19 protein-coding genes and 1 pseudogene are annotated in these 20,382 nt (G+C 36.8%); 16 read left to right on the top strand and 4 right to left on the bottom strand.

Going from position 1 to position 20,382, the window contains the following annotated elements:
• The first annotated feature begins 168 nt into the window (after positions 1–168).
• The 6 genes and pseudogenes from IGK91_RS02855 to IGK91_RS02880 form a co-directional block, all read left to right on the top strand.
• Positions 169–1,665 (top strand): Lsa family ABC-F type ribosomal protection protein, encoded by a 1,497-nt coding sequence (locus IGK91_RS02855; RefSeq protein ID WP_034866329.1) that lies wholly within the window; start codon positions 169–171, stop codon positions 1,663–1,665.
• Between the two features lie 86 nt (positions 1,666–1,751).
• Complete coding sequence (locus IGK91_RS02860; protein WP_430605323.1) at positions 1,752–2,309, top strand: histidine phosphatase family protein; 558 nt, start codon at positions 1,752–1,754, stop codon at positions 2,307–2,309.
• Between the two features lie 440 nt (positions 2,310–2,749).
• Positions 2,750–3,826, top strand: coding sequence for a DUF871 domain-containing protein (locus IGK91_RS02865; protein ID WP_081125417.1), 1,077 nt, complete (start codon positions 2,750–2,752; stop codon positions 3,824–3,826).
• Positions 3,813–4,709: an N-acetylmuramic acid 6-phosphate etherase gene (murQ, locus tag IGK91_RS02870; protein WP_010738315.1), complete on the top strand. Its 897-nt coding sequence runs from the start codon at positions 3,813–3,815 to the stop codon at positions 4,707–4,709. The genes IGK91_RS02865 and murQ overlap by 14 nt, the downstream gene beginning before the upstream one ends.
• A 13-nt stretch (positions 4,710–4,722) precedes the next feature.
• Positions 4,723–6,711, top strand: coding sequence for a glucose PTS transporter subunit IIA (locus IGK91_RS02875; RefSeq protein ID WP_081123014.1), 1,989 nt, complete (start codon positions 4,723–4,725; stop codon positions 6,709–6,711).
• Positions 6,712–6,954: 243 nt separating this feature from the next.
• Positions 6,955–7,215: pseudogene (locus IGK91_RS02880) on the top strand (IS5/IS1182 family transposase); the annotation flags it as partial.
• Here the strand turns inward: IGK91_RS02880 and IGK91_RS02885 are convergent.
• Positions 7,198–7,599: a hypothetical protein gene (locus tag IGK91_RS02885; protein WP_010738313.1), complete on the bottom strand. Its 402-nt coding sequence runs from the start codon at positions 7,597–7,599 to the stop codon at positions 7,198–7,200. The pseudogene IGK91_RS02880 and the gene IGK91_RS02885 overlap by 18 nt on opposite strands.
• A gap of 628 nt (positions 7,600–8,227) precedes the next feature.
• Complete coding sequence (gene nrdI, locus IGK91_RS02890) at positions 8,228–8,677, bottom strand: class Ib ribonucleoside-diphosphate reductase assembly flavoprotein NrdI (RefSeq protein WP_010719884.1); 450 nt, start codon at positions 8,675–8,677, stop codon at positions 8,228–8,230.
• A gap of 208 nt (positions 8,678–8,885) precedes the next feature.
• Here nrdI and IGK91_RS02895 point away from each other — a divergent pair, with 208 nt between their 5' ends.
• On the top strand, positions 8,886–10,310 hold the full coding sequence (locus IGK91_RS02895) for a basic amino acid/polyamine antiporter (RefSeq protein ID WP_010738312.1): 1,425 nt from the start codon (positions 8,886–8,888) through the stop codon (positions 10,308–10,310).
• A gap of 162 nt (positions 10,311–10,472) precedes the next feature.
• Here IGK91_RS02895 and IGK91_RS02900 read toward each other — a convergent pair whose 3' ends face one another.
• Positions 10,473–10,793, bottom strand: coding sequence for a DMT family transporter (locus IGK91_RS02900; RefSeq protein WP_010719882.1), 321 nt, complete (start codon positions 10,791–10,793; stop codon positions 10,473–10,475).
• Positions 10,794–11,264: 471 nt separating this feature from the next.
• Here IGK91_RS02900 and IGK91_RS02905 point away from each other — a divergent pair, with 471 nt between their 5' ends.
• From IGK91_RS02905 to IGK91_RS02920, 4 genes are all read left to right on the top strand, one after another.
• A complete protein-coding gene (locus tag IGK91_RS02905) occupies positions 11,265–11,951 on the top strand; it encodes a DUF969 domain-containing protein (protein ID WP_010719881.1) in 687 nt (228 codons plus the stop codon).
• Between the two features lies 1 nt (position 11,952).
• Positions 11,953–12,897: a DUF979 domain-containing protein gene (locus IGK91_RS02910; protein WP_010719880.1), complete on the top strand. Its 945-nt coding sequence runs from the start codon at positions 11,953–11,955 to the stop codon at positions 12,895–12,897.
• 55 nt (positions 12,898–12,952) lie between these two features.
• Positions 12,953–13,597, top strand: a complete 645-nt coding sequence (gene pcp, locus IGK91_RS02915; protein ID WP_010738311.1) for a pyroglutamyl-peptidase I — start codon at positions 12,953–12,955, stop codon at positions 13,595–13,597.
• Positions 13,598–13,687: 90 nt separating this feature from the next.
• A complete protein-coding gene (locus tag IGK91_RS02920) occupies positions 13,688–14,983 on the top strand; it encodes a hypothetical protein (RefSeq protein ID WP_034866335.1) in 1,296 nt (431 codons plus the stop codon).
• A 153-nt stretch (positions 14,984–15,136) separates the two neighbouring features.
• Here IGK91_RS02920 and pnuC read toward each other — a convergent pair whose 3' ends face one another.
• On the bottom strand, positions 15,137–15,895 hold the full coding sequence (pnuC, locus tag IGK91_RS02925; protein ID WP_010738309.1) for a nicotinamide riboside transporter PnuC: 759 nt from the start codon (positions 15,893–15,895) through the stop codon (positions 15,137–15,139).
• 285 nt (positions 15,896–16,180) lie between these two features.
• Here pnuC and gloA2 point away from each other — a divergent pair, with 285 nt between their 5' ends.
• From gloA2 to IGK91_RS02950, 5 genes are all read left to right on the top strand, one after another.
• A complete protein-coding gene (gloA2, locus tag IGK91_RS02930; RefSeq protein ID WP_010719876.1) occupies positions 16,181–16,561 on the top strand; it encodes an SMU1112c/YaeR family gloxylase I-like metalloprotein in 381 nt (126 codons plus the stop codon).
• Positions 16,562–16,653: 92 nt separating this feature from the next.
• Positions 16,654–17,172 carry a hypothetical protein gene (locus tag IGK91_RS02935; protein WP_010738308.1) on the top strand — a complete coding sequence of 173 codons (519 nt, stop codon included), beginning with the start codon at positions 16,654–16,656 and terminating at the stop codon, positions 17,170–17,172.
• 77 nt (positions 17,173–17,249) lie between these two features.
• A complete protein-coding gene (locus tag IGK91_RS02940; RefSeq protein WP_010738307.1) occupies positions 17,250–17,429 on the top strand; it encodes a hypothetical protein in 180 nt (59 codons plus the stop codon).
• A gap of 52 nt (positions 17,430–17,481) precedes the next feature.
• Entirely contained in the window at positions 17,482–18,045 is a 564-nt protein-coding gene (locus IGK91_RS02945; RefSeq protein WP_010719873.1) for a GNAT family N-acetyltransferase, read from the top strand.
• A gap of 286 nt (positions 18,046–18,331) precedes the next feature.
• On the top strand, positions 18,332–20,218 hold the full coding sequence (locus tag IGK91_RS02950; protein ID WP_430605324.1) for a collagen-binding domain-containing protein: 1,887 nt from the start codon (positions 18,332–18,334) through the stop codon (positions 20,216–20,218).
• Positions 20,219–20,382 lie beyond the last annotated feature (164 nt).

A 20,382-nucleotide genomic window follows, 5' to 3' on the forward strand; every position in this document is an offset into this window, starting at 1 on the left:
GTTGAAGCTTGCTCATGCAGAATTTAATGTGAAAAACACTTACTCAATAAAAAATAGCAGGCAGATTTTCAGAATTGGCGAGTTTTCATTGGTGGGGTCTCTTTTTATATCCCTTCTTTGGCGACCAGTTCTGAAAATAGGACTGGTCTTTTTTATAGGAGGATATAAATGTCGAAGATAGAAATTAAAAATTTAACTTTTGGTTATGACAATCAAGTGCTACCCTTATTTGATCAAGCTACATTGAATTTTGATACTACTTGGAAATTAGGGTTGATCGGTCGGAATGGACGTGGAAAAACGACATTATTGAACATTTTACAAGATAAACTACCTTATCAAGGACAGATTATCCATCAGCAAGAATTTAACTATTTCCCTCAAGAAATTGGAGAAGAAGCACAATTTACTTATGATGCGTTGAATGAGATAGCTGATGTCGAACTTTGGGAAATCGAAAGAGAACTACAATTAATGGAAACTGACCCAGAGATTTTGTGGCGACCATTTCACACACTGTCTGGTGGTGAAAAAACAAAAGTACTCTTAGCACTGCTTTTTGTTGATGATCAGCATTTTCCTTTGATCGATGAGCCGACGAATCATTTGGATTTAGTCGGAAGAAAACAAGTAGCTAATTACTTGCAGAAAAAAAATCAAGGATTTATCGTGATCAGCCATGATCGCGGATTTATCGATGAAGTGGTCGATCATGTATTAGCAATTGAAAAAAGCCAATTAGAACTGTATCAGGGGAACTTTTCAGTATATGAAGAGCAAAAGCAGTTAAAAAATGAGTTTGAGATTGCCCAAAATGAAAAAATCAAAAAAGAAGTCACGCGCTTGAAGAAAACTGCAGCAGAAAAAGCAGAGTGGTCCCGCTCTCGTGAGGGAGATAAGACGAAAAAAAGCGTTGGGTTTATCGATACTGAAAATCGTAGAGTGAATCGTGGTGCAATTGGCGCGGATGCCGCTCGAACGATGAAACGCTCGAAAGCAATCGTGAATCGGATGGAAACGCAAATCGGGGAAAAAGAAAAATTATTGAAGGATATCGAATATGTAGAGCCTTTGTCAATGAATGTCAAAAAAACACATCATAAACGATTGCTGACTGTGGAGAATTTACAGCTGGGGTATCAACAGCTGCTTTTTTCGCCCGTTAATTTTACGATTGACCAAAACGAATGTGTGGCGTTAACAGGGGGAAACGGTATAGGGAAATCTACGATCATCCATTATCTTTTAGACGATTTTGATGGAATAACTGCAGGTACGATCCATAAGCCTAATCAACTAACGATCAGTTACGTGCGTCAGAATTATGAAGATAATCGAGGTACGCTCAGTGAATTTGCAGAAAAGCAAAAAGTTGATTATCAAACATTTTTAAATAATCTCCGCAAGTTAGGGATGGAAAGAGAAGTCTTTCATAACCGAATTGAGCAGATGAGTATGGGGCAACGCAAAAAAGTTGAACTAGCCAAGTCGCTTTCTCAAGAAGCGGAATTATATATTTGGGATGAACCGTTGAACTATTTAGATGTCTTCAATCAAGTCCAGTTGGAGCAACTGATTTTATCGTTTAAACCTGCAATGTTGGTTGTGGATCATGACCAAGTCTTCTTAAATAAAATAGCTGATCGACTCATTTCACTCAAATAACTCATTGTCATCAATAAGTAGTGAAACTTGTTTTGCTCATTAGTTATGTTACAATCGAGCCAGAACAAACAAAGGAGCGTTGAATAATGTTATATGTAACTAGACATGGCGAGACAACTTGGAATGCAGCAGAACAGGTCTGCGGGAGAGCGGATGCCCCATTAACAGAAAAAGGGCAAAAACAAGCGGAGAAATTGGCTGAAAAAGTTTCAGAATTACAAATCCCAGTCACGAAGATTATCCATTCCCCTTTACAACGTGCAAAAGATACAGCGCAAGCCGTTGCCGATAAACTTCACTTGCCAATGGAAGTAGATGAACGGTTAATCGAAATGGATTTTGGGGAATACGACGGGATGCCAAGTCATGAAACAATCTTTCAAGAAGCACGACAAGAATTTGCGGTGCGTTTTCCAAATGGTGAATCAGTGTTAGATGTTTATGCTCGAGTTGTTCCATTGATCGAAGAATGTCTTGCTGATGAAGAGAATGTCTACCTATTAGTTTGTCATAATGCGTTGATTCGTATCATGAACGCTTATTTCCATCCTATGCCAAATGAGACATTCTTTGATTTTTTTGTTGAAAATACGGAATTAGTTACTTTTCCTAGTAAACATGAGCTGAACACTATAAAGTCTTAACTCATTTTTGGCGGGTAGCAGCGGAGTCAAACATTCGTATCATGAATCAAAAAAATAGTTGATTTCTGAAACCGATAAGCGGAAGAATCCAAAAATAGTTTTTGCTATTTTTGTCATTCTTCCGTTTATTTACGTGGCTTTTTGTCAATAAGGACTGATGAGTTGTATAAAATCAAATAGAGGTCAGAATGAACCAATGATTGATGCGTATTTTTGTTCTGTCATTCAGCGCATGAAACACTTTTTAGTCGGTGTGTCGTTCTTTCTTTAGTTATATAATTAGCCATTAATCTTTGAAATCGCCTATCATTATCAACCAACGAAAACGCTTTTAGAAATAAAATTAATTTATTTTTATAAAAATGTTGAAATTTTATTTCACAAGAGGTATACTCTGTTCATAGAAATGAATACGGATACATCGCGTGAGGGGGAGACAGATGTTTGGTTTTTCGATTTTTATGAATGAAGCTTTAACGATAGAAAAAAAAGCTTATATCCAAAAGATGGCAAAGAATGGGTTTGATGGGATATTTACTTCTATGCATATTCCTGAAGATGATGCTAGTTTATATAAAAAACGGTTAACAGAACTAGGCGAATGTGCCAAAGAAAATCAATTGGATCTAATGGTAGATATTTCTGGAGATGCTTTAAAACATGCTGGATTTTCGATGGCAGATTTAGAGCCATTAAAAAAGATTGGCGTTACTGGGTTACGAATGGATTATCATCTTTCAAATGAACAAATTGCGAATTGGAGCCATCAAATCAAAATCAGTTTAAACGCCAGCACGATCACTCAACAAGATGTCACAGAATTACAAGTCGCTAATGCAGATTTTTCTCAACTTGAAGCATGGCATAATTACTATCCGCGTCCCGAAACTGGATTAGATCGGAAATGGTATCAAGAAAAAAATCATTGGCTAAAAGAACAAGGCTTTACAATCCAAGGTTTTGTGGCAGGGGACGAAGCCTTACGTGGTCCGTTATATCAAGGTTTACCTACTTTAGAAAGTCATCGACATGTCCATCCTTTAGCTGCTGCTCTGGATTTGATGTCATGCGATACAGATTTGATTTATATCGGTGATGGCGGACTTTCAGAAGAAGTTCAAGAACAATTTGCCATGTATCAAAGAGAACAAACAATTTTACTACATGCTGAAGTAATTGATGCCCAGTTTTACGAGTATATTTTAGGAAACCATATGAATCGGCAAGATGAGGCAAGAGATGTTATCCGCAGTGCGGATGCACGGTTTAGAAACATCCCTCAAATTCCTCCTCGTGATACGAAAGAACGAGCAAAAGGAACGATTACTTTAGATAATGAACGATATCTTCGTTACATGGGGGAAATTCAAATTACTAAAAAGGATTTACCAGCAGATGAAAAAGTGAATCGAGTCGCTCAAATAAGCGAAGCTGAGTTACCGCTACTTGAGCAAATCCGTGCAGGGGTAAATTTTAAAATAATTAGAAGAGAAGGAAAAACAAATGAAGCAAATTAATTTAGAAAATCTAACAACAGAGCGACGAAATCAACAAACATTTGGACTTGATGAAATGAGTGTTACCCAAGCAGTTCAGCTAATGAACCAAGAAGATCATAAAGTAGCCGAAGCCGTTTCAAAAGAATTGGCTAGCATCGAACCAGTGATCCAACAGACGATTAAATCTTTCCAACAAGGTGGTCGATTGATCTACATGGGTGCCGGTACAAGTGGTCGTTTAGGTGTGCTAGATGCTGCAGAGTGTGTACCAACATTTGGTGTAGAACCTGAGATGGTCATTGGCTTGATTGCTGGTGGTGAAGCAGCCATGACAGTTGCGGTTGAAGGAGCAGAAGACTCTTTAGAGTTAGGGAAAGAAGATTTAGTAAACTTAGGATTAACTGAAAATGATATGGTCATCGGGATTGCCGCAAGTGGTCGTACACCGTATGTGATTGGCGGTTTAGATTATGCTCGTACAATCGGTGCGACTACTGCTACAATTTCTTGTAATAAAAATGCTGAAATCAGTCAACATGCCGATTATCCGATCGAAGTTGATGCAGGACCTGAGTTTCTAACCGGTTCAACTCGCCTAAAATCTGGTACAGCACAAAAATTGATTTTGAATATGATCTCAACAATTAGTATGATCGGGATTGGCAAAGTGTTCAATAACTTGATGGTCGATGTGAAACCGACCAACGAAAAATTGATTGAGCGTTCAAAACGAATCATTATGCAAGCAACAGAGGTTGACTATCAAACCGCTGAGAAGTATTTTAATGAAGCAGATAAAAATGTGAAATTAGCGATCGTGATGATTTTAACCAATAGTGATAAAGCGACAGCAGAAGAAAAATTAGTTGAAGCAAACGGCTTTGTAAAAGGAACCTTATGAGGGGGAAGAACCAATGGCTAAAAATGAATTGACTTTAGAAGAACTAGCAACGCGGATCTATGCTGGTGTAGGCGGAATGGGCAATGTCGAAAGCATTGTCCACTGCATGACCCGTGTTCGAATGAAGATCATTAATGATGAGCTTGTCGATGTTGCAAAATTGAAAGCGATACCTGGTGTATTAGGCGTTGTTGAGGACGAACAACTGCAAGTGATCATCGGTCCTGGTAAAGTGAACAAAGTAGCACAAACGATGGTAGATCAAGCAGGTGTAAAATTAGGAGAACAGATTTCTTCAGGAAATAGAGCTTCTGATAAGTCGTCAGCCTCAGGAAAAGATTTGGTAAATGAGAGAGCGCAAGCGATGAAAGCTGCTCAAAAAAATAAACAAAAACCTTCAAAAATCAAATCAATCTTGAAAGATATTTCGAACATTTTCGTCCCTATGATTCCAGCATTTGTCGGTACTGGGATCGTGGCAGGGATTGCTGCGGTACTAGCAAACTTAGTGACAGCGGGTACATTAGATGCAGCAACTTGGCAACAATACATTGATATCATGAACATTCTAAAAAATGGTATGTTCAGTTTCTTAGTGATTTATACAGGGATCAATGCAGCTCAAGTTTTTGGTGCAACACCAACTCTTGGTGGTGTTATCGGTGCGGTAGTCTTATTAACAGGCATGAATCCAGAAGCGCCACTTAAAAACTTATTCACTGGAGAAGCGTTAGCTGCAGGTCAAGGTGGGATTTTAGGTGTTATTTTTGCTGTCTGGTTATTAGCAATCGTTGAAAAAAAATTGCATAAAGTTGTACCAGATTCCATTGATATTATTGTTACCCCTACATTATCATTGATTGCTATTGGCTTAGTCGAAATTTTCTTCATCATGCCACTCGCTGGTTTCATCTCAGATGGAATGGTTGGCGGAATCAACTGGGTATTAGGTGTAGGTGGTGCCTTTTCAGGATTTGTCTTGGGGACACTATTCTTACCGATGGTTATGTTCGGATTGCATCAAATCTTAACACCGATCCATGTCCAAATGATTGATGAAACAGGAAAAACACTATTATTACCTATTTTGGCGATGGCTGGTGCCGGACAAGTCGGAGCAGCATTAGCATTGTGGGTTCGTTGTAAAAAAGATAAAGAATTGACTGAAATGATCAAAGGTGCGTTACCCGTAGGAATCTTAGGAATCGGTGAACCATTGATCTACGGTGTGACACTGCCGTTAGGACGTCCATTCATTACCGCTTGTATCGGTGGTGGTATTGGTGGTGCTGTTGTTGGGATGATTGGAAATGTAGGTGCTATTGCGATCGGGCCTTCTGGTGCTGCTTTGATCCCATTGATTTCAGATGGAAAATGGTTAGGGTATGTCTTAGGGCTACTCGCTGCTTACGCAGGTGGTTTCCTAGCAACATTCTTCTTTGGTATTCCTAAAGAGCAATTGGAGAAAGAAGAATTAGCTGAAGAAACAACAACTGAAATGACACCAATGACGGAAAATACAGGAGCAGTCAGCACAAGTGAAATTTCATTAGCTGCTGTAGCTGATGGAGTAGTTGAATCACTTGAAAAGGCAAGTGATCCCGTATTTGCTCAAAAAATGATGGGAGAAGGTTACTTTGTTGAGCCAATCAATGGGCAGATTTATTCACCAGTAAGTGGAACGATCAGCTCAGTGTTCCCCACTAAACATGCGATTGGTATCACAACCGCTAATGGATTAGAAGTGTTACTTCACATGGGGATCAATACAGTTGACCTTGGTGGTACACCATTTGAGGTGAAGGTAACAGAAGGTCAGTTGGTGACACCTGATACACTTGTTGCTCAAGTCGATTTAGCAGCAATCAAAGCTGCCGGTAAAGAAACTTCGATGATGGTTTTAATTACCAATATGGAGAAAGTAAAAAATTTCGTTTTAGAAAAAACAGGTGAGACAAAAGCCAAAGCGAAGGTCATGACTGTTGAAGCTACAAAAAATTGAACGAAGTAAAAGCAGATAAAGAATAGAGAAAATTCGAGCCTGGGACCAAGTGCGGTCTCAGGCTCTTTTCTATGATTAATAAGAGGGAAAAATAATTGTAGTACCTTAGACCAAATAACTCTTAATCTAATTGATCATTCTAAAATATACAATAAGCAAGATCGCCAAATACAAGTCAATTATTATAGGCACTAGTTCAAAGCAAAATGTTAAAAAAGTTGAGAAAGAGTGTGATTCATTCAAGACAAAAAATCTATGGTAAACAGTGTAAAGGCTCATTTGGCGTTCCATCGTTTTCACTTGCGTGGGAAACAAGGAGAAACGATTGATATTGGCTCGGTACTCATGGCACTTAATTTGAGAAAATTAGGGAAACACATGAAGGAAAAAGTGTCTAAAATAAGAAAAATAAGCCTGATTTTGACATTACGTATCAAAACCAGGCTTATTATATCTTTGGTAGATGATTGTCCCAACATCGCCTATCTATTTAGCAACAAGTAATAAATGATTTTTCAAACTATCTAGTTCGTTTTCTTTCTCTTTTCCAATCATGAATTCCTCTTTGTCTATAGTTACCTTATTTACTTTTGAAATCTGAATCTCTTGTACAACATTATTGTTTTTATAAAACTTTATTTGATAGTTGAATCTTTTTTGCTTTGATGTCAGTTTCATATCATAACGTTGAGCATGTTGATCCGATTTATTAAACAGAACATTAAGGTTTCCTATTAATGTTTTTAAAAAATTGGGGTCTGTAGCTTTCCAACTTTTTTCTTTTCCTTCGTCATCTTTAACAAAAATCACTGCTTTATCGACTTCTTCTAAAGAAACCACAGGATCATTCTTTTGCTTGCAAGCACCTAAAAATAATAAATAAAACATTGAAAATAACACAACAAGAAATTTCTTTTTTTTAATGTTTTTTCACCACCTTGTTTATAATCTAGTGTCAAAAAAATATAAAATAACATATAAAAAATCTGGATATTTCTATTTTTATTATACCTTTTCCTTTTTGTTCTGTTAAGTTAACGTTTGCAATATGCTTGGTTATATTAAGATTATTTGAACTGAATAGCTTTAAAAAGAGTATGGGGAATTTTATTTCTTCCATTTTGACTAGTGATTCTCTTTCGAACTGTCTATGTTTAAGTTTTTGATAACAAATTTTTCTGACAAAAGTAATCTAAACGAAGGGGAGATCCATTGAAATAGAATTAGAATCTGATACGATAACTTTTTATAACGGAAGTCTATGAATGGGGCATCATGTGGATGACGAGTGTTTTATCTTAGCCAGAGCTTCCTAACAAGTTCACACAATAAATCACAGTGTTGGAGGTGACACAGTTTACTTCTATTGTAATGTAAAATAGTCGCAAGTGATGGATGAAGGATATTCGATAAGCGGATTACTGAATGAGTATAAAGCCTAAAAAAGAAAAACAGAGAGGAAACTTACCAACTAAGTTTCCTCTCTGTTCTCTGTTTTGATCGAATTTTTTAGAAATTATTGGTTAGCTGTTTCGACTAATTTTTGATATACTCGCTCAACATCTGCTGGGGTTCCCCGTAATTCATAGTCGGCGAGGAAAGGGAAGCCAAATTGGCTGGCGTATTGTTTAGCGGTTAAGCAATATTGATTATTAAAATTTTTGTTTCCACTCCCTACGACACCCAGACAAAGCGTATGATTGTCTTCGTATTCCAGATATTCACGCATGGTTTCTGTTAAAATTTCTGTATCACCGTTATCTAACCCATTTCCTCCATCTAAGTAAGTGGGTACAAAAGTGAAGAAAGGTTCACTCTCTTGTTGAAAGTCACTATTTTCATGAATTTCTTTTAGCGTGATTTCTGGTAATTGAGGATTTAACTCATGTTGGTTCGCAGCATATTCAGCAAGTTTTTTAGCGAAAGCTCGTGTGTTTCCAGAGATCGATATATATAGAATGTTCATTACATTTCCTCCAATTCTTGTCTCCAGTATAGCATTTTTTTATCAATTTTTGGAAAAGGTTTTCCCTAAATGAATATGCAAGATTCTTGTATAATTAGAAAAAAATAGTTACAATTATATTTCTATTAGAATTTTTATGAATAAAGTAAAACAGGTGAAGATTTGTTATACTTTTGGTAAAAGCGGTTTATTTTGGAGGATGCTTAAAATGGATACAGAGCAACAGAACAAAGGAATAGGGTTGTTTCCACTAGCGGCCTTAGTGATTGGGTCAGCGATAGGAGGTGGCGTATTTGGTATTATGACGGACATCTCCGGATCGGCTGGTGCCCCAGCTATTTTTAGTTGGGTGCTAGTTGGAACAGCTATGTTGATGCTCTCGTTATCAATCAATAATATCAATAAAAAACGTCCAGAGCTGGAAGGTGGTATTTTCAGCTATGCAGAAGCTGGTTTCGGACGTTTTGCTGGATTTATCAGTGGTTGGGGTTATTGGCTTACTTGTTGGTTGGGGAACGTAGCCTTTGCTACGTTGCTAATGAGTGCTTTAGGTTACTTTTTCCCAGTATTCGACGGAGGTCAGAATATCGCTTCGATCGTTATGAGCACTTTGTTTTTATGGGGATATGCTTGGCTAGTCAATCGTGGGGTCGAAAATGCAAGTTATGTGAACGCTATTGTAACGATCTGTAAACTTGTCCCACTATTTTTATTTATTGTTGTAGCAATCAGTACCTTTTCACTGCAACAATTTATCGATAATTTTTCTAGTGATATCATATTGAGTGCGAATGGCCAGCCCGTGCCATTTTCTAGTCAGATATTGAGCTGTATCATGGTGATGTTATGGGTGTTTGTTGGGATCGAAGGAGCTTCTGTGGTTGGTTCTCGTGCAAAGAAAAAATCAGATGTAGGGAAAGCAACGATCCTTGGTATTTTTGGTTTAATCATCATTTATGTTTTAGTTTCGATGTTACCTTATGGGACAATGTCAATGAAAGAATTGCAAGGAATCCAAACACAGCCAGCGATGGGCTATGTGTTTGAAATGATGGTAGGAAAATGGGGAGCAATCTTGATCAACGGTGGTTTGATCATTTCGCTTGTAGGTGTCTGGTTATCTTGGACGATTTTACCGATTGAAACCATGAGGAATATGGCAGATGCTAACTTATTACCGAAACGCTGGGGTCAAGTCAATAAAAAAGGTGCGCCAACATATGCTATTGTCTTAACGACGATTTGTACTAATGTTTTCTTACTTTCTTTATTGTTCACGGATAGTGCGTATAATTTTGCTTACACACTTGGGACAGCAGCGATATTCTTTACTTGGTTATTCTTAGGTCTTTATCAGATGAAACTATCTTATCAAAGAAAAGAATGGGGGCAATTCTTTATCGGCTTTTTAGCCAGTGCATTTCAAGTCTGGGCAATGCTCGTGGTTGCTTTCAATGAAGTGATGTTAGTGTTAGTACTCTTCTTACCTGGGATCTTCTTTTATTTAAGAGCCCGGAAAGAACAAAATGAGCCAATCCCTCATCTTCACTTAGATAAATTTTTATTAGTCGGTGTCACAATGATCGGACTAACAGCAATGATTCTATTTGCTACAGGCGTTTTACATGTTTAAATACACAAATATGTTAAATTAAGTCATTAAAAAAGCCAAATAAACGGTAATTCATGATTCTAATAAAAGAATCGTTAGCAAAACCGGTTATCTGGCTTTTTTTGATGTGTTCATGCACCTACTATTGTTTTGGTCTGATCAACCATTCCTGATAATGTAGGATCAATGTCCACTCGTTATTTTGATTCCGACCAGACTAATCAATAATAAGCCAACGAAAAACCAAGTGGCTAATGTCAGTTTATCATGAAACAAGACGACACCAATGATCACTGAACCAACGGCACCGATTCCGGTCCAAATAGGATAGGATAAACTCATTGGTAACTGTTTGATCGCCTTTGATAAGAGATAAAAGCTGGCGATCATGCCAATGACTGTGTAGAAAGAATAATTCAATTTAGAAAAACCATCACTCCATTTCATCATCGTAGACCAAAAAACTTCCAAGATTCCCGCTAAGATTAATTCAAACCATGCCATATTAATCACTCCATTTACACAAAAAAGAGGAGTAGCATTCCTCCAAAGACCTAATGGAATGCTTATCCTCTTAATACTACCCGGCGATAGTTGTGTCATTATTTTGTTAATTGAAAGGATAACACAGAATAAAAAATAAGGGTAGTGATAAGCTAAAACGTGAACCAATTTGAATCGGCCATTCGATTTAGAAGTCGTTTTTTGGAGGAAAACACCTATGCTAAAGTGTTATTTTAGATAATGAAGCACGTTTTTGTTTGTTTTTTGTTCATTTGTTAGTTAACAAAAATAAGATCTCAAAAAATTTGAACTGTAAACGAGTTGTTTCAATCGTAAGTGATTTTTCTAATTTTTTTATTGAATTGACTGAATTTTTAAAAAATATAATGAGATAATTGGATTTTATCTATATTTTCATGGCTTTTTGATTTATAATAAAAAAATATCTTGTAATTTTAAGGAGAAAGTCAAATGGAGAACTATCTTAGTCTTTTAGGTGTCTTGATCGTCATTATCGGTTTTGCACTAAAATTAGATTCAATTTTGATCGTAATGGTCGCACTGATTGTCACCGCATTGACAGGCGGTTTAGGAATTGAAGGAATGTTAGAAACTTTAGGAACAAGTTTTGTCAATAATCGAGGAATGGCTATTTTTATCATTATTATGTTGGCAACAGGTACACTGGAACGTAATGGTTTGAAAGAATCAGCAGCTTCGCTTATTAAGCGCTTTAAGAAAGTATCAGCTGGAATGATCATTGATATCTATGGGGTCTTCCGTATGATCTTTGCAGCGTTCAATGTCAGCTTTGGTGGAGTTGCCGGTTTTGTTCGCCCAATCATCATGCCAATGGCTTTAGGAACAGTCGAATCAAAAGGCCTGGAAATTGATCCACAACATGAGGAAGAATTAAAAGGCATGTCTTCTGCGATGGAAAATATTTGTTGGTTCTTTGGTCAAGTATTATTCGTTGGTGGAGCAGGTGCGTTGTTAGTTCAATCGACTTTAAAAGGTCTGGGTTATGAAGTGACACTAGGACAACTTGCTTTGGTTGAAGTACCAGTTGCTGTCGTTGCACTGATTGTTGCAAGTATTTATTTCTACTTAAGAGAGAAAAAATTAGCGAAAAAATATTATTCAGGAAAGGGGCAATAATATGAGCTTTTTTACAGATCCTGAAATTTTATTAGGGGATAAATTATTAGAAATATTATATATCATCATGGGGTTAGTTCTTATTTATACAGGAATCAGAAATATTAACGATAAAACGAATCCTCATCGATACGGTTCTGCTTTTTTCTGGACAGTATTAGGAATCGTAATTGCTGGTGGAAGATGGTTACCTGCGATCGTCAACGGTCTTTTGATTTTTGCCATGACAGTTCCAGCGATTGCAAAGAAAGTCAGCAAAGGAGAAAGTCGCTTACCTTCTAAACAATACATGGAAAAAATGTCTGATAAATTAGGAATGAAAATCTTTATTCCGGCATTGAGTATTGGGATCTTTGCAATCTTGTTCGCACTCTTTACTAAGCTTGGCGCATTAGTTGGTGTTGGTGTTGGTGTTTTTGCCGCAATGGTGATCATGATGTTCTTCTCACGAGACAATCGACCAACTACTTTCTTAGATGATGCTGCAGATATGCTAGGAACAGTAGGACCTTTAAGTATGTTACCAATGCTCTTGGCATCATTAGGAGCGGTTTTTACAAGTGCAGGAGTAGGGACAGTTATTTCTAATGCAGTCGGGCAAATCGTTCCCGAAGGTAATGTGAATGTCGGTATTATAATCTATGCATTGGGTATGGTTATCTTCACGGTGATTATGGGGAACGCCTTTGCAGCGATTACGGTAATGACTGTAGGGATCGGTGCACCGTTTGTATTCAGTCACGGCGCAAATCCAGCACTAGTGGGAATGGTTGCTCTGACCTGTGGGTTCTGTGGAACCTTGTTAACACCGATGGCTGCAAACTTCAATGTCGTGCCTGTGGCAATGTTAGAGATGAAAGACAAATACGGCGTAATCAAGAACCAATTATTCGTAGCGATCTTCATGTTAGTGTTCCAAATCGTTTATATGATTTTATTTAAATAAGAAAAAACTCTATAATAATAGTTAGTTTATATTGAGAATAATGGAGGAATGTAAAATGAAAGTACTAGTAACTGGTTTTGATCCATTTGGTGGAGATAAAGTGAATCCTGCTTATGAAGCAGTGAAAAAAATGCCTGATGAAATTGCTGGAGCACAAATTATCAAAGTGGAAGTCCCAACGGTTTTTGCTAAAAGCAGCCAAGTTGTGGAAAAAGCAATCGAAGAACATCAGCCGGAAATCGTCATCTGTGTTGGACAAGCTGGTGGACGTTCAGCTGTTTCATTCGAACGAGTAGCAATCAATTTAGCAGAAGCTAGAATTGCTGACAACGAAGGAAACCAACCTTTTGATACAGCGTTAGAACCAGATGGACCAGCTGCTTATTTCACTTCTTTACCGATTAAAGCAATGACAAAAAATGTCCATGAACATGGATTACCTGCGTACATTTCGTATACAGCGGGTACCTTTGTTTGCAACGACATCATGTATCGTTTGCTTCACTTGATTGAGACAAAATTCCCGACGATTCGTGGCGGATTTATCCATGTGCCATTTTCACCTGATCAAGTGATTGATCGTCCAGTAGGCACACCATCAATGTCATTAGATGATATTGCCGCTTCTTTGACTTATGCAGTAGAAGCAGCCGTAACAAATGATCATGACATTGCTGGCAATGCAGGAACAACTCACTAATTTTTACAAATAATGTAGTGAAAAACAAATCATTGTGTCGACTGGTCGAATTAGACCAGTCGATTCTTTTTTTGAAAGGAAACATAAGTAATGAACGACTGGCAAAAGGTATTTAAAGAATGGTATCCCAAAGAAATCAATCAAGTCTATCCAATTAAGATATCAAAACAGTATACAAGTAATCAGCGTTGGGAAATCTATGAAAAGTTGACGACGAAACAACGTCAATTAGTTGATCAACATCGACGCTACTTGATCAATTCCCAATTTATAGAAGAAAATTATTTAGCAGCGACTGATTGGGTCTTTTCCGATTTTAAAATCAATCCTTTTTTTCGTACCAAACGGCGACAACAAAAATTATATTGCGAATGCGGTCGTGAATTAAAAGTGCAATATATCGTTCATTCACCAAAGACCGGTAAGAGCCTTTCTTTAGGGATCAATCACTTTGCTGAACATTTACACGTAAGCCCGCAAATCGCAACATCTATCAATCAAGGAATGACTAAAGTCGATTTAGCACTAGACGAATTATTGTGGCTGAAACAGCAAAACGTGGCGTTTCCAGAAGATTTATGGCAAGAATATTGTTTTATGCTCTACCAAAATCGAAAATTAAAAAATCCCTATTTGCCTGATCAAAAACTAGTTGCCAGGGTTGTGGATTTTCGTGAAGCAGATATGCCAATTTATCTTGCTGATTATCAAGCGCTGAAACAAGAGATCTCACGTATTGCAACGCAATTAGAGGGAACCCCTAAAAAAATTCGTGGGAAGAAAGAACTATTTGAAGATTTTTCAGAAGAATTAGTGAAAGATGTCGAGACTTTTTTAACGAATTACCGAACTTTTTTGCAAAAAGACTGGGCGTTGATCGCTGTTGACGGGGGTGAACAACTATCATTGACCTTCTTTGAAACATTCATCCAGCAATTAAGAGCAACTGGACGCCAACAAACTCCAGAACAACAGAGTAAAATGACCGAATATGCACGCAAGCAGCGATTTATCCAATCCGAGGTGTATCTTTTCATCTGGCAGCAATATTGTCGTTATGGTTTCACAGAAGGCTTCTTTGATAGTATTCCTAGAGTCATGAGAAATGGTTTCTTGAAGGTCTTACGAAAAGAAAAAGAAATGAAGCAAACAGTGATAGCTAACGAAAATGTGTCACAGAAAAAGGTAGTCACCGAGGAAGTATGGGATAAAATTGCTGTTGAGTTGAAAACGAAAAAAGTGATGACCATTTTAACAGAACTAAATGAAAATGACTATTCCTTATCGAAAGAACAACAACATGCGTTACAATATTTCCAACGATTAGAAAAAGTTTTGCAAACAGAAAGTTCAAAAACTAAGCAATTATTAAAAAGACTATTGTGAAAGTCGATAGGGTAAAAATAAGCTAGCTACCACCAATCAATTGTTGGCGGCAGCTAGCTTATTTAGATAAGTACCAAGAAAAAGGGAACATCGAAACATGCTTTACCAGAAGACTGTCGATTATATTCAGATCAAAATGATCATGGCACGGTCTTAAATCAGCACACTCTTTTCATGCTCTTGATCATATTCTTTTTCCATTTTTAGCATTCGTTCACGTTCTTTTTGGTTATACCAAGGAGAAACTGTGAAAGCCAAGACATCATTCAATAGGTAAACGGAACTATTGACAAACATAGCTAAACTAGCTGAACCATGTCTAAATGAGATGTACCACAGAACCATCTGTGCTAATCCTGAAGCCAACCACCAATAATATTGGTTATTGTAACGCAAGAAACTGATCACACCAGCTGTCAAACTGATTGAAAAGGCAATAGCATCGATCCAAGGACGTGGATCGTCTGTTAAGCGCCCAATCAAGAAACCTGAAATAGCATAAACCAGGATCGTAGCAAAAATTGCGACTAACCATGTTTTTCCATTGAACTTACGGATTTTTGCTGCCATGTTATGATTCCATTCTTTACTTAATAAAACAGGGATATCTAAGGTGATCATATAGGCGATTTGTTCGCCGATACTCAAGTAATTTTTAGCAGAAAAACCAACGATGATGAAACAAATAGCTGATAAAATTCCTAAAATACCATTAACAGATTTCGCTGCATTGATTGATAAGATACACAAGACACCAAGTGTAGTACCGATAAAAGTGATCACCGCTAACCAAGTAATAGGGCTATTCACAAGGGTCATAATCTGACACCCAAGACTAAAAAAGAAAAGATAGTAATTTTGTTGAGGCCAACCTTTGAGTTGGTGTGCTAAAAAGCGAAAATAATTTATCATTGATAAAAGCTCCTTTAAACACTAAATATAGTATGCGTTCGATTTGTTGACACAACCTATTGTATTACTTTCAAAAAATATTTCTAGTCTTTCAATTTAAAATAATATGTGTTATGATACTTTTTGCTTTGTTTTCTGGAAACATGAAAACTTTACATTGAATTGATGAAAGAATGGGAAGTCAACCGACGTAGGTGAACTTTCCATTTTTTTCTTTATAAAAAACTTTTGACCAAAGAAAATGTTAAAATATGAAAAAGAATAAAAGAGTAAAGGAGTAAAAAAATGAATTTATCTGCTATCCATCATGTCGCAATTATTGTATCTGACTATCAAAAATCACGGGAATTTTACGTTGATAAGTTAGGCTTTGAAGTAATCCGTGAAAATTATCGTGCGGAAAGAGAAGATTATAAATTAGATTTAAAGCTTGGAACAGCTGAATTAGAAATATTCGGGGTAGCTAATGCGCCTAAACGTCCAAGTTATCCAGAAGCATGTGGATTAAGACATCTGGCTTTTAAAGTGGAACAGATTGAATCTGTCATTGAAGAGCTTCGTTTAAAAGGGATCGAAACTGAGCCAATTCGAATCGATACATTTACTGGGAAAAAAATGACTTTTTTCTTTGATCCAGATGGCTTGCCGTTAGAATTACATGAATAAGTAACAAAATTGTCACTTTTTCTTTCTGTCATTCGATTTTTTTTAATAAAAAATCTTGATATGCTAGTAAAAAAAGGAAAAGGGAGACACTGATGAAGATGAAAAAAATTTTATTTGGGTCAGCTATTCTCATACTTATTGGGCTAACGGCTTCGTTAGGATTATTGACTGCTACGTTTCGTTATGATGATATTAGTGAACAAGAATATCAAATCTCACTGAAAAAAGCAGTGGGAATCTTTAAAAAAGAAACAAATAAAACAAAAGTTCAAATGGTTCAGTTTGTACCAAAAGAGGATGTCCAACAACAAACAAACAATACCTTTCAATATCTTTTCGTAGATTCTGAACAAATGCTTGTTGTCAATCCTACAACCGGAAAGCCAGCTGTTCGTTCGAGTAAATTAGCCGAAAACCAACCATTCTTTGACATCAAAAAGATCTACTCAAGCAAATCTCCTCAAAAGGCAATGAAAGAAGCTGTTAAACAAAGTGGAAAGCGCAATGCTAAAGTAAGAAGTTGGGTTTTGCTAATGAAAAGCGACAAATTATACTATGAGATCAAATTAGCAGAGGATAATGAAGAATCTGTTTTGTTGATTCGTGCCTAAAAATCAATAGCTATCATTTTTCTTTTTTACAATATAAGAGTAAGCTAAATGTGTAAAAAAGAAAGGAAGTCATTGCTATGGAAAAGATGAAATGCCCAAATTGCGGGAAAAAGTTTACTTATGAAGAAGTCAACAATGTAGTTGAACATGTTGATAAAGAAATGCCGATCGTTTGTCCTTATTGCCGGACAGAAGCTGCTCGCATCGTTTCACATGGTTATTTTGTTACCCAAAAAATCGAGGATTATTTAAAATAACTCTTTTGATCTTTATTTTTCAGTGATAGAATGAAAAAAAGGAGAGAATGAAATGATTCGTTTTGCAAAAAAAGAGGATGCTCAAGAGATTGCTCCGCTTATTTTAGTTATTTTAAATGATATGGAATTACCTTTTTTACAAAAGTATGGGAAAGAAAAAACAATTGAAATCTTAGAAGAAGCCATTATGGATCCCGATTATCGTTACAGTTATACAAGAGGAATTGTTGAAGAAATTGATGGCAAGATAGCTGGTGTAGCATTTGGCTACACAGATGAAGAAGAGCCATTTATCGATAAACCCTTAGAAGTAATTTTAGAAAAACATGGAATTACAGATAAGGAACAATTATTTGTAGATCAAGAAACATTTCCTAAAGAATGGTATTTGGATTCCATTTCCGTTTCGGAAGCTTTTAGAGGACAAGGAATAGGTTCACACTTACTTGAAGCTTTACCTAAATTAGCTAAAAAAACTGGGCGAAATGTTATTGGTTTAAGTGTAGATGAACAGAATCCTAACGCCAAAAGATTATATGAACGTCACGGATTTAAAGTAGTAGGTAAAAGGAAAATCAGTGATCATCTTTATGATCACATGCAAAAGGAAATTTAATGGTTTCTTAATTAAATCAAACTTATTATTTTTTAATAAAGACATTTAAATTGTTGTAACTATTATTTGATAAAATGTTGAGTGAAAACAAGGTTTTTCACTCTTTTTTTGTTTTGTTTTCATAAATGTCAGTTGTATATATTAAATGATAGTTGTTATAATCTCTTTTTTATGAAAATATTTTCCATTTATTTTCAATTATTCTGTAATGACGGGTCTTTTTTTAAGTATTAAAATATGCTCTATCGCTCGTCACTGGGCTTGGAGACAGGAAAGGACCGTTGAAATGTTAAGAAGTAAAATTGGGAATATATTTGGTGTTATGCTATTATTTTTAAATCTCTTTGTTGCTCTACCTGCAATAGCAGAAACTTATACGCCTCAAGATTCTGGTAGCATCTATGATGATTTAACTGGTGATTATGGAATATTAGGGATTGCTTCTCAATTCCATATATTCGCAAAAGAAAAAACGACGATAAACGCGCATACAAATGGTAATGTTGCAACAAAAGAGCTAGATGCAAACAATAATTTTGGGACAGATATCATCACGGGTGACCTCCAACTAGAAATCAACTATGTTCAAGCAACTGATTCTTTGATTGGCTCATCCTTTACTTCGGGAAATAGTAACCGAGTAAATAAATTTGTTGTAGGTTCTTCAATTAGTACAGGGATCGAAAATGATCGGGCAGTGGTGAATGGCTCAAGGATCGACCATTTATCTGCTTCAGAACTTTATCAAGATCGACCTGGGAATACTTATATTGATTTTGACACGGAATTTGCAAAATTAGAAGGAGCTTCGGAAAGTTTGATGTCGATTACTCCTGCTAAAACCTATTTTTCAAGTGATTTTCCTGATATGAATAATCGAACGATTGATGTAACAGGAATGGGAAGTTCAGATGTTGTAATCATCAATGTGGATGCTTCAGTGTTATCAATGAATACACCACTGAATATTGTAAATTCTGAAAATAAAATTTTGGTTATGAATGTCATCAATGCACCAACTGATTTCACGATCCAGTCACAAATTCATTACAATAATCGAGCAAATCATGAAACGGAAGATTTTTCTGACGCAAATATTTCATGGAATTTCCCAAGTAATGTAACGAACTTGGCGATAAATGCACCTTTTCAAGGTACCATTATTGCGCCACGAGCAGATGTCACAGCCAATCAAAATATGGATGGAACGATTATCGGAAAAAATGTTACGCTAAATGCAGCAACCAATCGTTGGGACCCTAACGAAATTTTCCTTGCTGATAATCCAGATAATTCTGGATCAAGCGATAGCAGTACGGATACGACAAGCAGTGACAGCAGTACGGACACCACAAGCAGTGACAGTAGCACTAACCCAACAAGTGGTGACAGTGATACCGATACGACAAGCAGTGACAGCAGTACGGACACGACAAGCAGTGACAGCAGTACGGACACGACAAGCAGTGACAGCAGTACGGACACGACAAGCAGTGACAGCAGTACGGATACGACAAGCAGTGACAGCAGTACGGATACGACAAGCAGTGACAGCAGTACCGATACGACAAGTAGTGATAGCAGTACGGATACGACAAGCAGTGATAGTAGTACGGATACCACAAGCAGTGATAGTAGTACGGATACGACAAGCAGTGACAGCAGTACGGTCACGACAAGCAGTGACAGCAGTACTAACCCAACAAGTGGTGACAGTGATACCGATACGACAAGCAGTGACAGCAGTACGGACACAACAAGCAGTGACGGTAGTACTAACCCAACAAGTGGTGACAGCAGTAGCAACCCAACAAATGGTAATAGTGATACTGACACGCCAACTCCATTTCATATTGATCCAAGTATGAGCGGAGAGGATACCAATCAGGTGTATCCTAATAATAATGATAAAACTAATCAATCAAATGGAATGAATAGCACCATCCCACAACAAGGGAAGGGGACTGATTTAGATAGAAATGAGTTTAACAGTTCCACAAATGAAACAACTAACGTAACCGATGAATCGCGGTCAATGGATTTTCAAGATCAAGATTCGCAAGTTTTGCCAAAAACAAATAGTGCTTCCAATAAATGGTTAGCAATTGTTGGTGGAATGATTATTGTGTTAGTTGTTATTGTGGGATTTATGAGAAGAAAGAAGCATAAATAAGAAGCATAAATAAGAAGAATAAATAAAGGCTCATCAAGTGTTTGACTGAGCCAACTAAAAATAAGCCTTCCTACATGAAGCGTATTTGCTAAGTTCGTTTGCTCTGACTAGCGGGTCTTGTTTCCTAGAGGATGGCTTATTTTTTCTTGAAGTTATTCTGATTA

The sequence above is a fragment of the Enterococcus sp. DIV1208 genome (assembly GCF_050530455.1).
Classification (GTDB): domain Bacteria; phylum Bacillota; class Bacilli; order Lactobacillales; family Enterococcaceae; genus Enterococcus_B; species Enterococcus_B hirae.

Bases quoted from the DNA above. Each gene is read 5' to 3' on its own strand.
- IGK91_RS02945 (WP_010719873.1), top strand. From the start codon at position 17,482: ATGATTCGTTTTGCAAAAAAAGAGGATGCTCAAGAGATTGCTCCGCTT.
- pnuC (WP_010738309.1), bottom strand. From the start codon at position 15,895: ATGATAAATTATTTTCGCTTTTTAGCACACCAACTCAAAGGTTGGCCT.
- murQ (WP_010738315.1), top strand. From the start codon at position 3,813: ATGAAGCAAATTAATTTAGAAAATCTAACAACAGAGCGACGAAATCAA.
- IGK91_RS02935 (WP_010738308.1), top strand. From the start codon at position 16,654: ATGAAGATGAAAAAAATTTTATTTGGGTCAGCTATTCTCATACTTATT.
- IGK91_RS02905 (WP_010719881.1), top strand. From the start codon at position 11,265: ATGGAGAACTATCTTAGTCTTTTAGGTGTCTTGATCGTCATTATCGGT.
- IGK91_RS02860 (WP_430605323.1), top strand. From the start codon at position 1,752: ATGTTATATGTAACTAGACATGGCGAGACAACTTGGAATGCAGCAGAA.
- IGK91_RS02875 (WP_081123014.1), top strand. From the start codon at position 4,723: ATGGCTAAAAATGAATTGACTTTAGAAGAACTAGCAACGCGGATCTAT.
- pcp (WP_010738311.1), top strand. From the start codon at position 12,953: ATGAAAGTACTAGTAACTGGTTTTGATCCATTTGGTGGAGATAAAGTG.
- IGK91_RS02885 (WP_010738313.1), bottom strand. From the start codon at position 7,599: ATGTTTTATTTATTATTTTTAGGTGCTTGCAAGCAAAAGAATGATCCT.
- IGK91_RS02865 (WP_081125417.1), top strand. From the start codon at position 2,750: ATGTTTGGTTTTTCGATTTTTATGAATGAAGCTTTAACGATAGAAAAA.
- gloA2 (WP_010719876.1), top strand. From the start codon at position 16,181: ATGAATTTATCTGCTATCCATCATGTCGCAATTATTGTATCTGACTAT.
- IGK91_RS02910 (WP_010719880.1), top strand. From the start codon at position 11,953: ATGAGCTTTTTTACAGATCCTGAAATTTTATTAGGGGATAAATTATTA.
- IGK91_RS02895 (WP_010738312.1), top strand. From the start codon at position 8,886: ATGGATACAGAGCAACAGAACAAAGGAATAGGGTTGTTTCCACTAGCG.
- nrdI (WP_010719884.1), bottom strand. From the start codon at position 8,677: ATGAACATTCTATATATATCGATCTCTGGAAACACACGAGCTTTCGCT.
- IGK91_RS02920 (WP_034866335.1), top strand. From the start codon at position 13,688: ATGAACGACTGGCAAAAGGTATTTAAAGAATGGTATCCCAAAGAAATC.
- IGK91_RS02855 (WP_034866329.1), top strand. From the start codon at position 169: ATGTCGAAGATAGAAATTAAAAATTTAACTTTTGGTTATGACAATCAA.
- IGK91_RS02900 (WP_010719882.1), bottom strand. From the start codon at position 10,793: ATGGCATGGTTTGAATTAATCTTAGCGGGAATCTTGGAAGTTTTTTGG.
- IGK91_RS02940 (WP_010738307.1), top strand. From the start codon at position 17,250: ATGGAAAAGATGAAATGCCCAAATTGCGGGAAAAAGTTTACTTATGAA.
- IGK91_RS02950 (WP_430605324.1), top strand. From the start codon at position 18,332: ATGTTAAGAAGTAAAATTGGGAATATATTTGGTGTTATGCTATTATTT.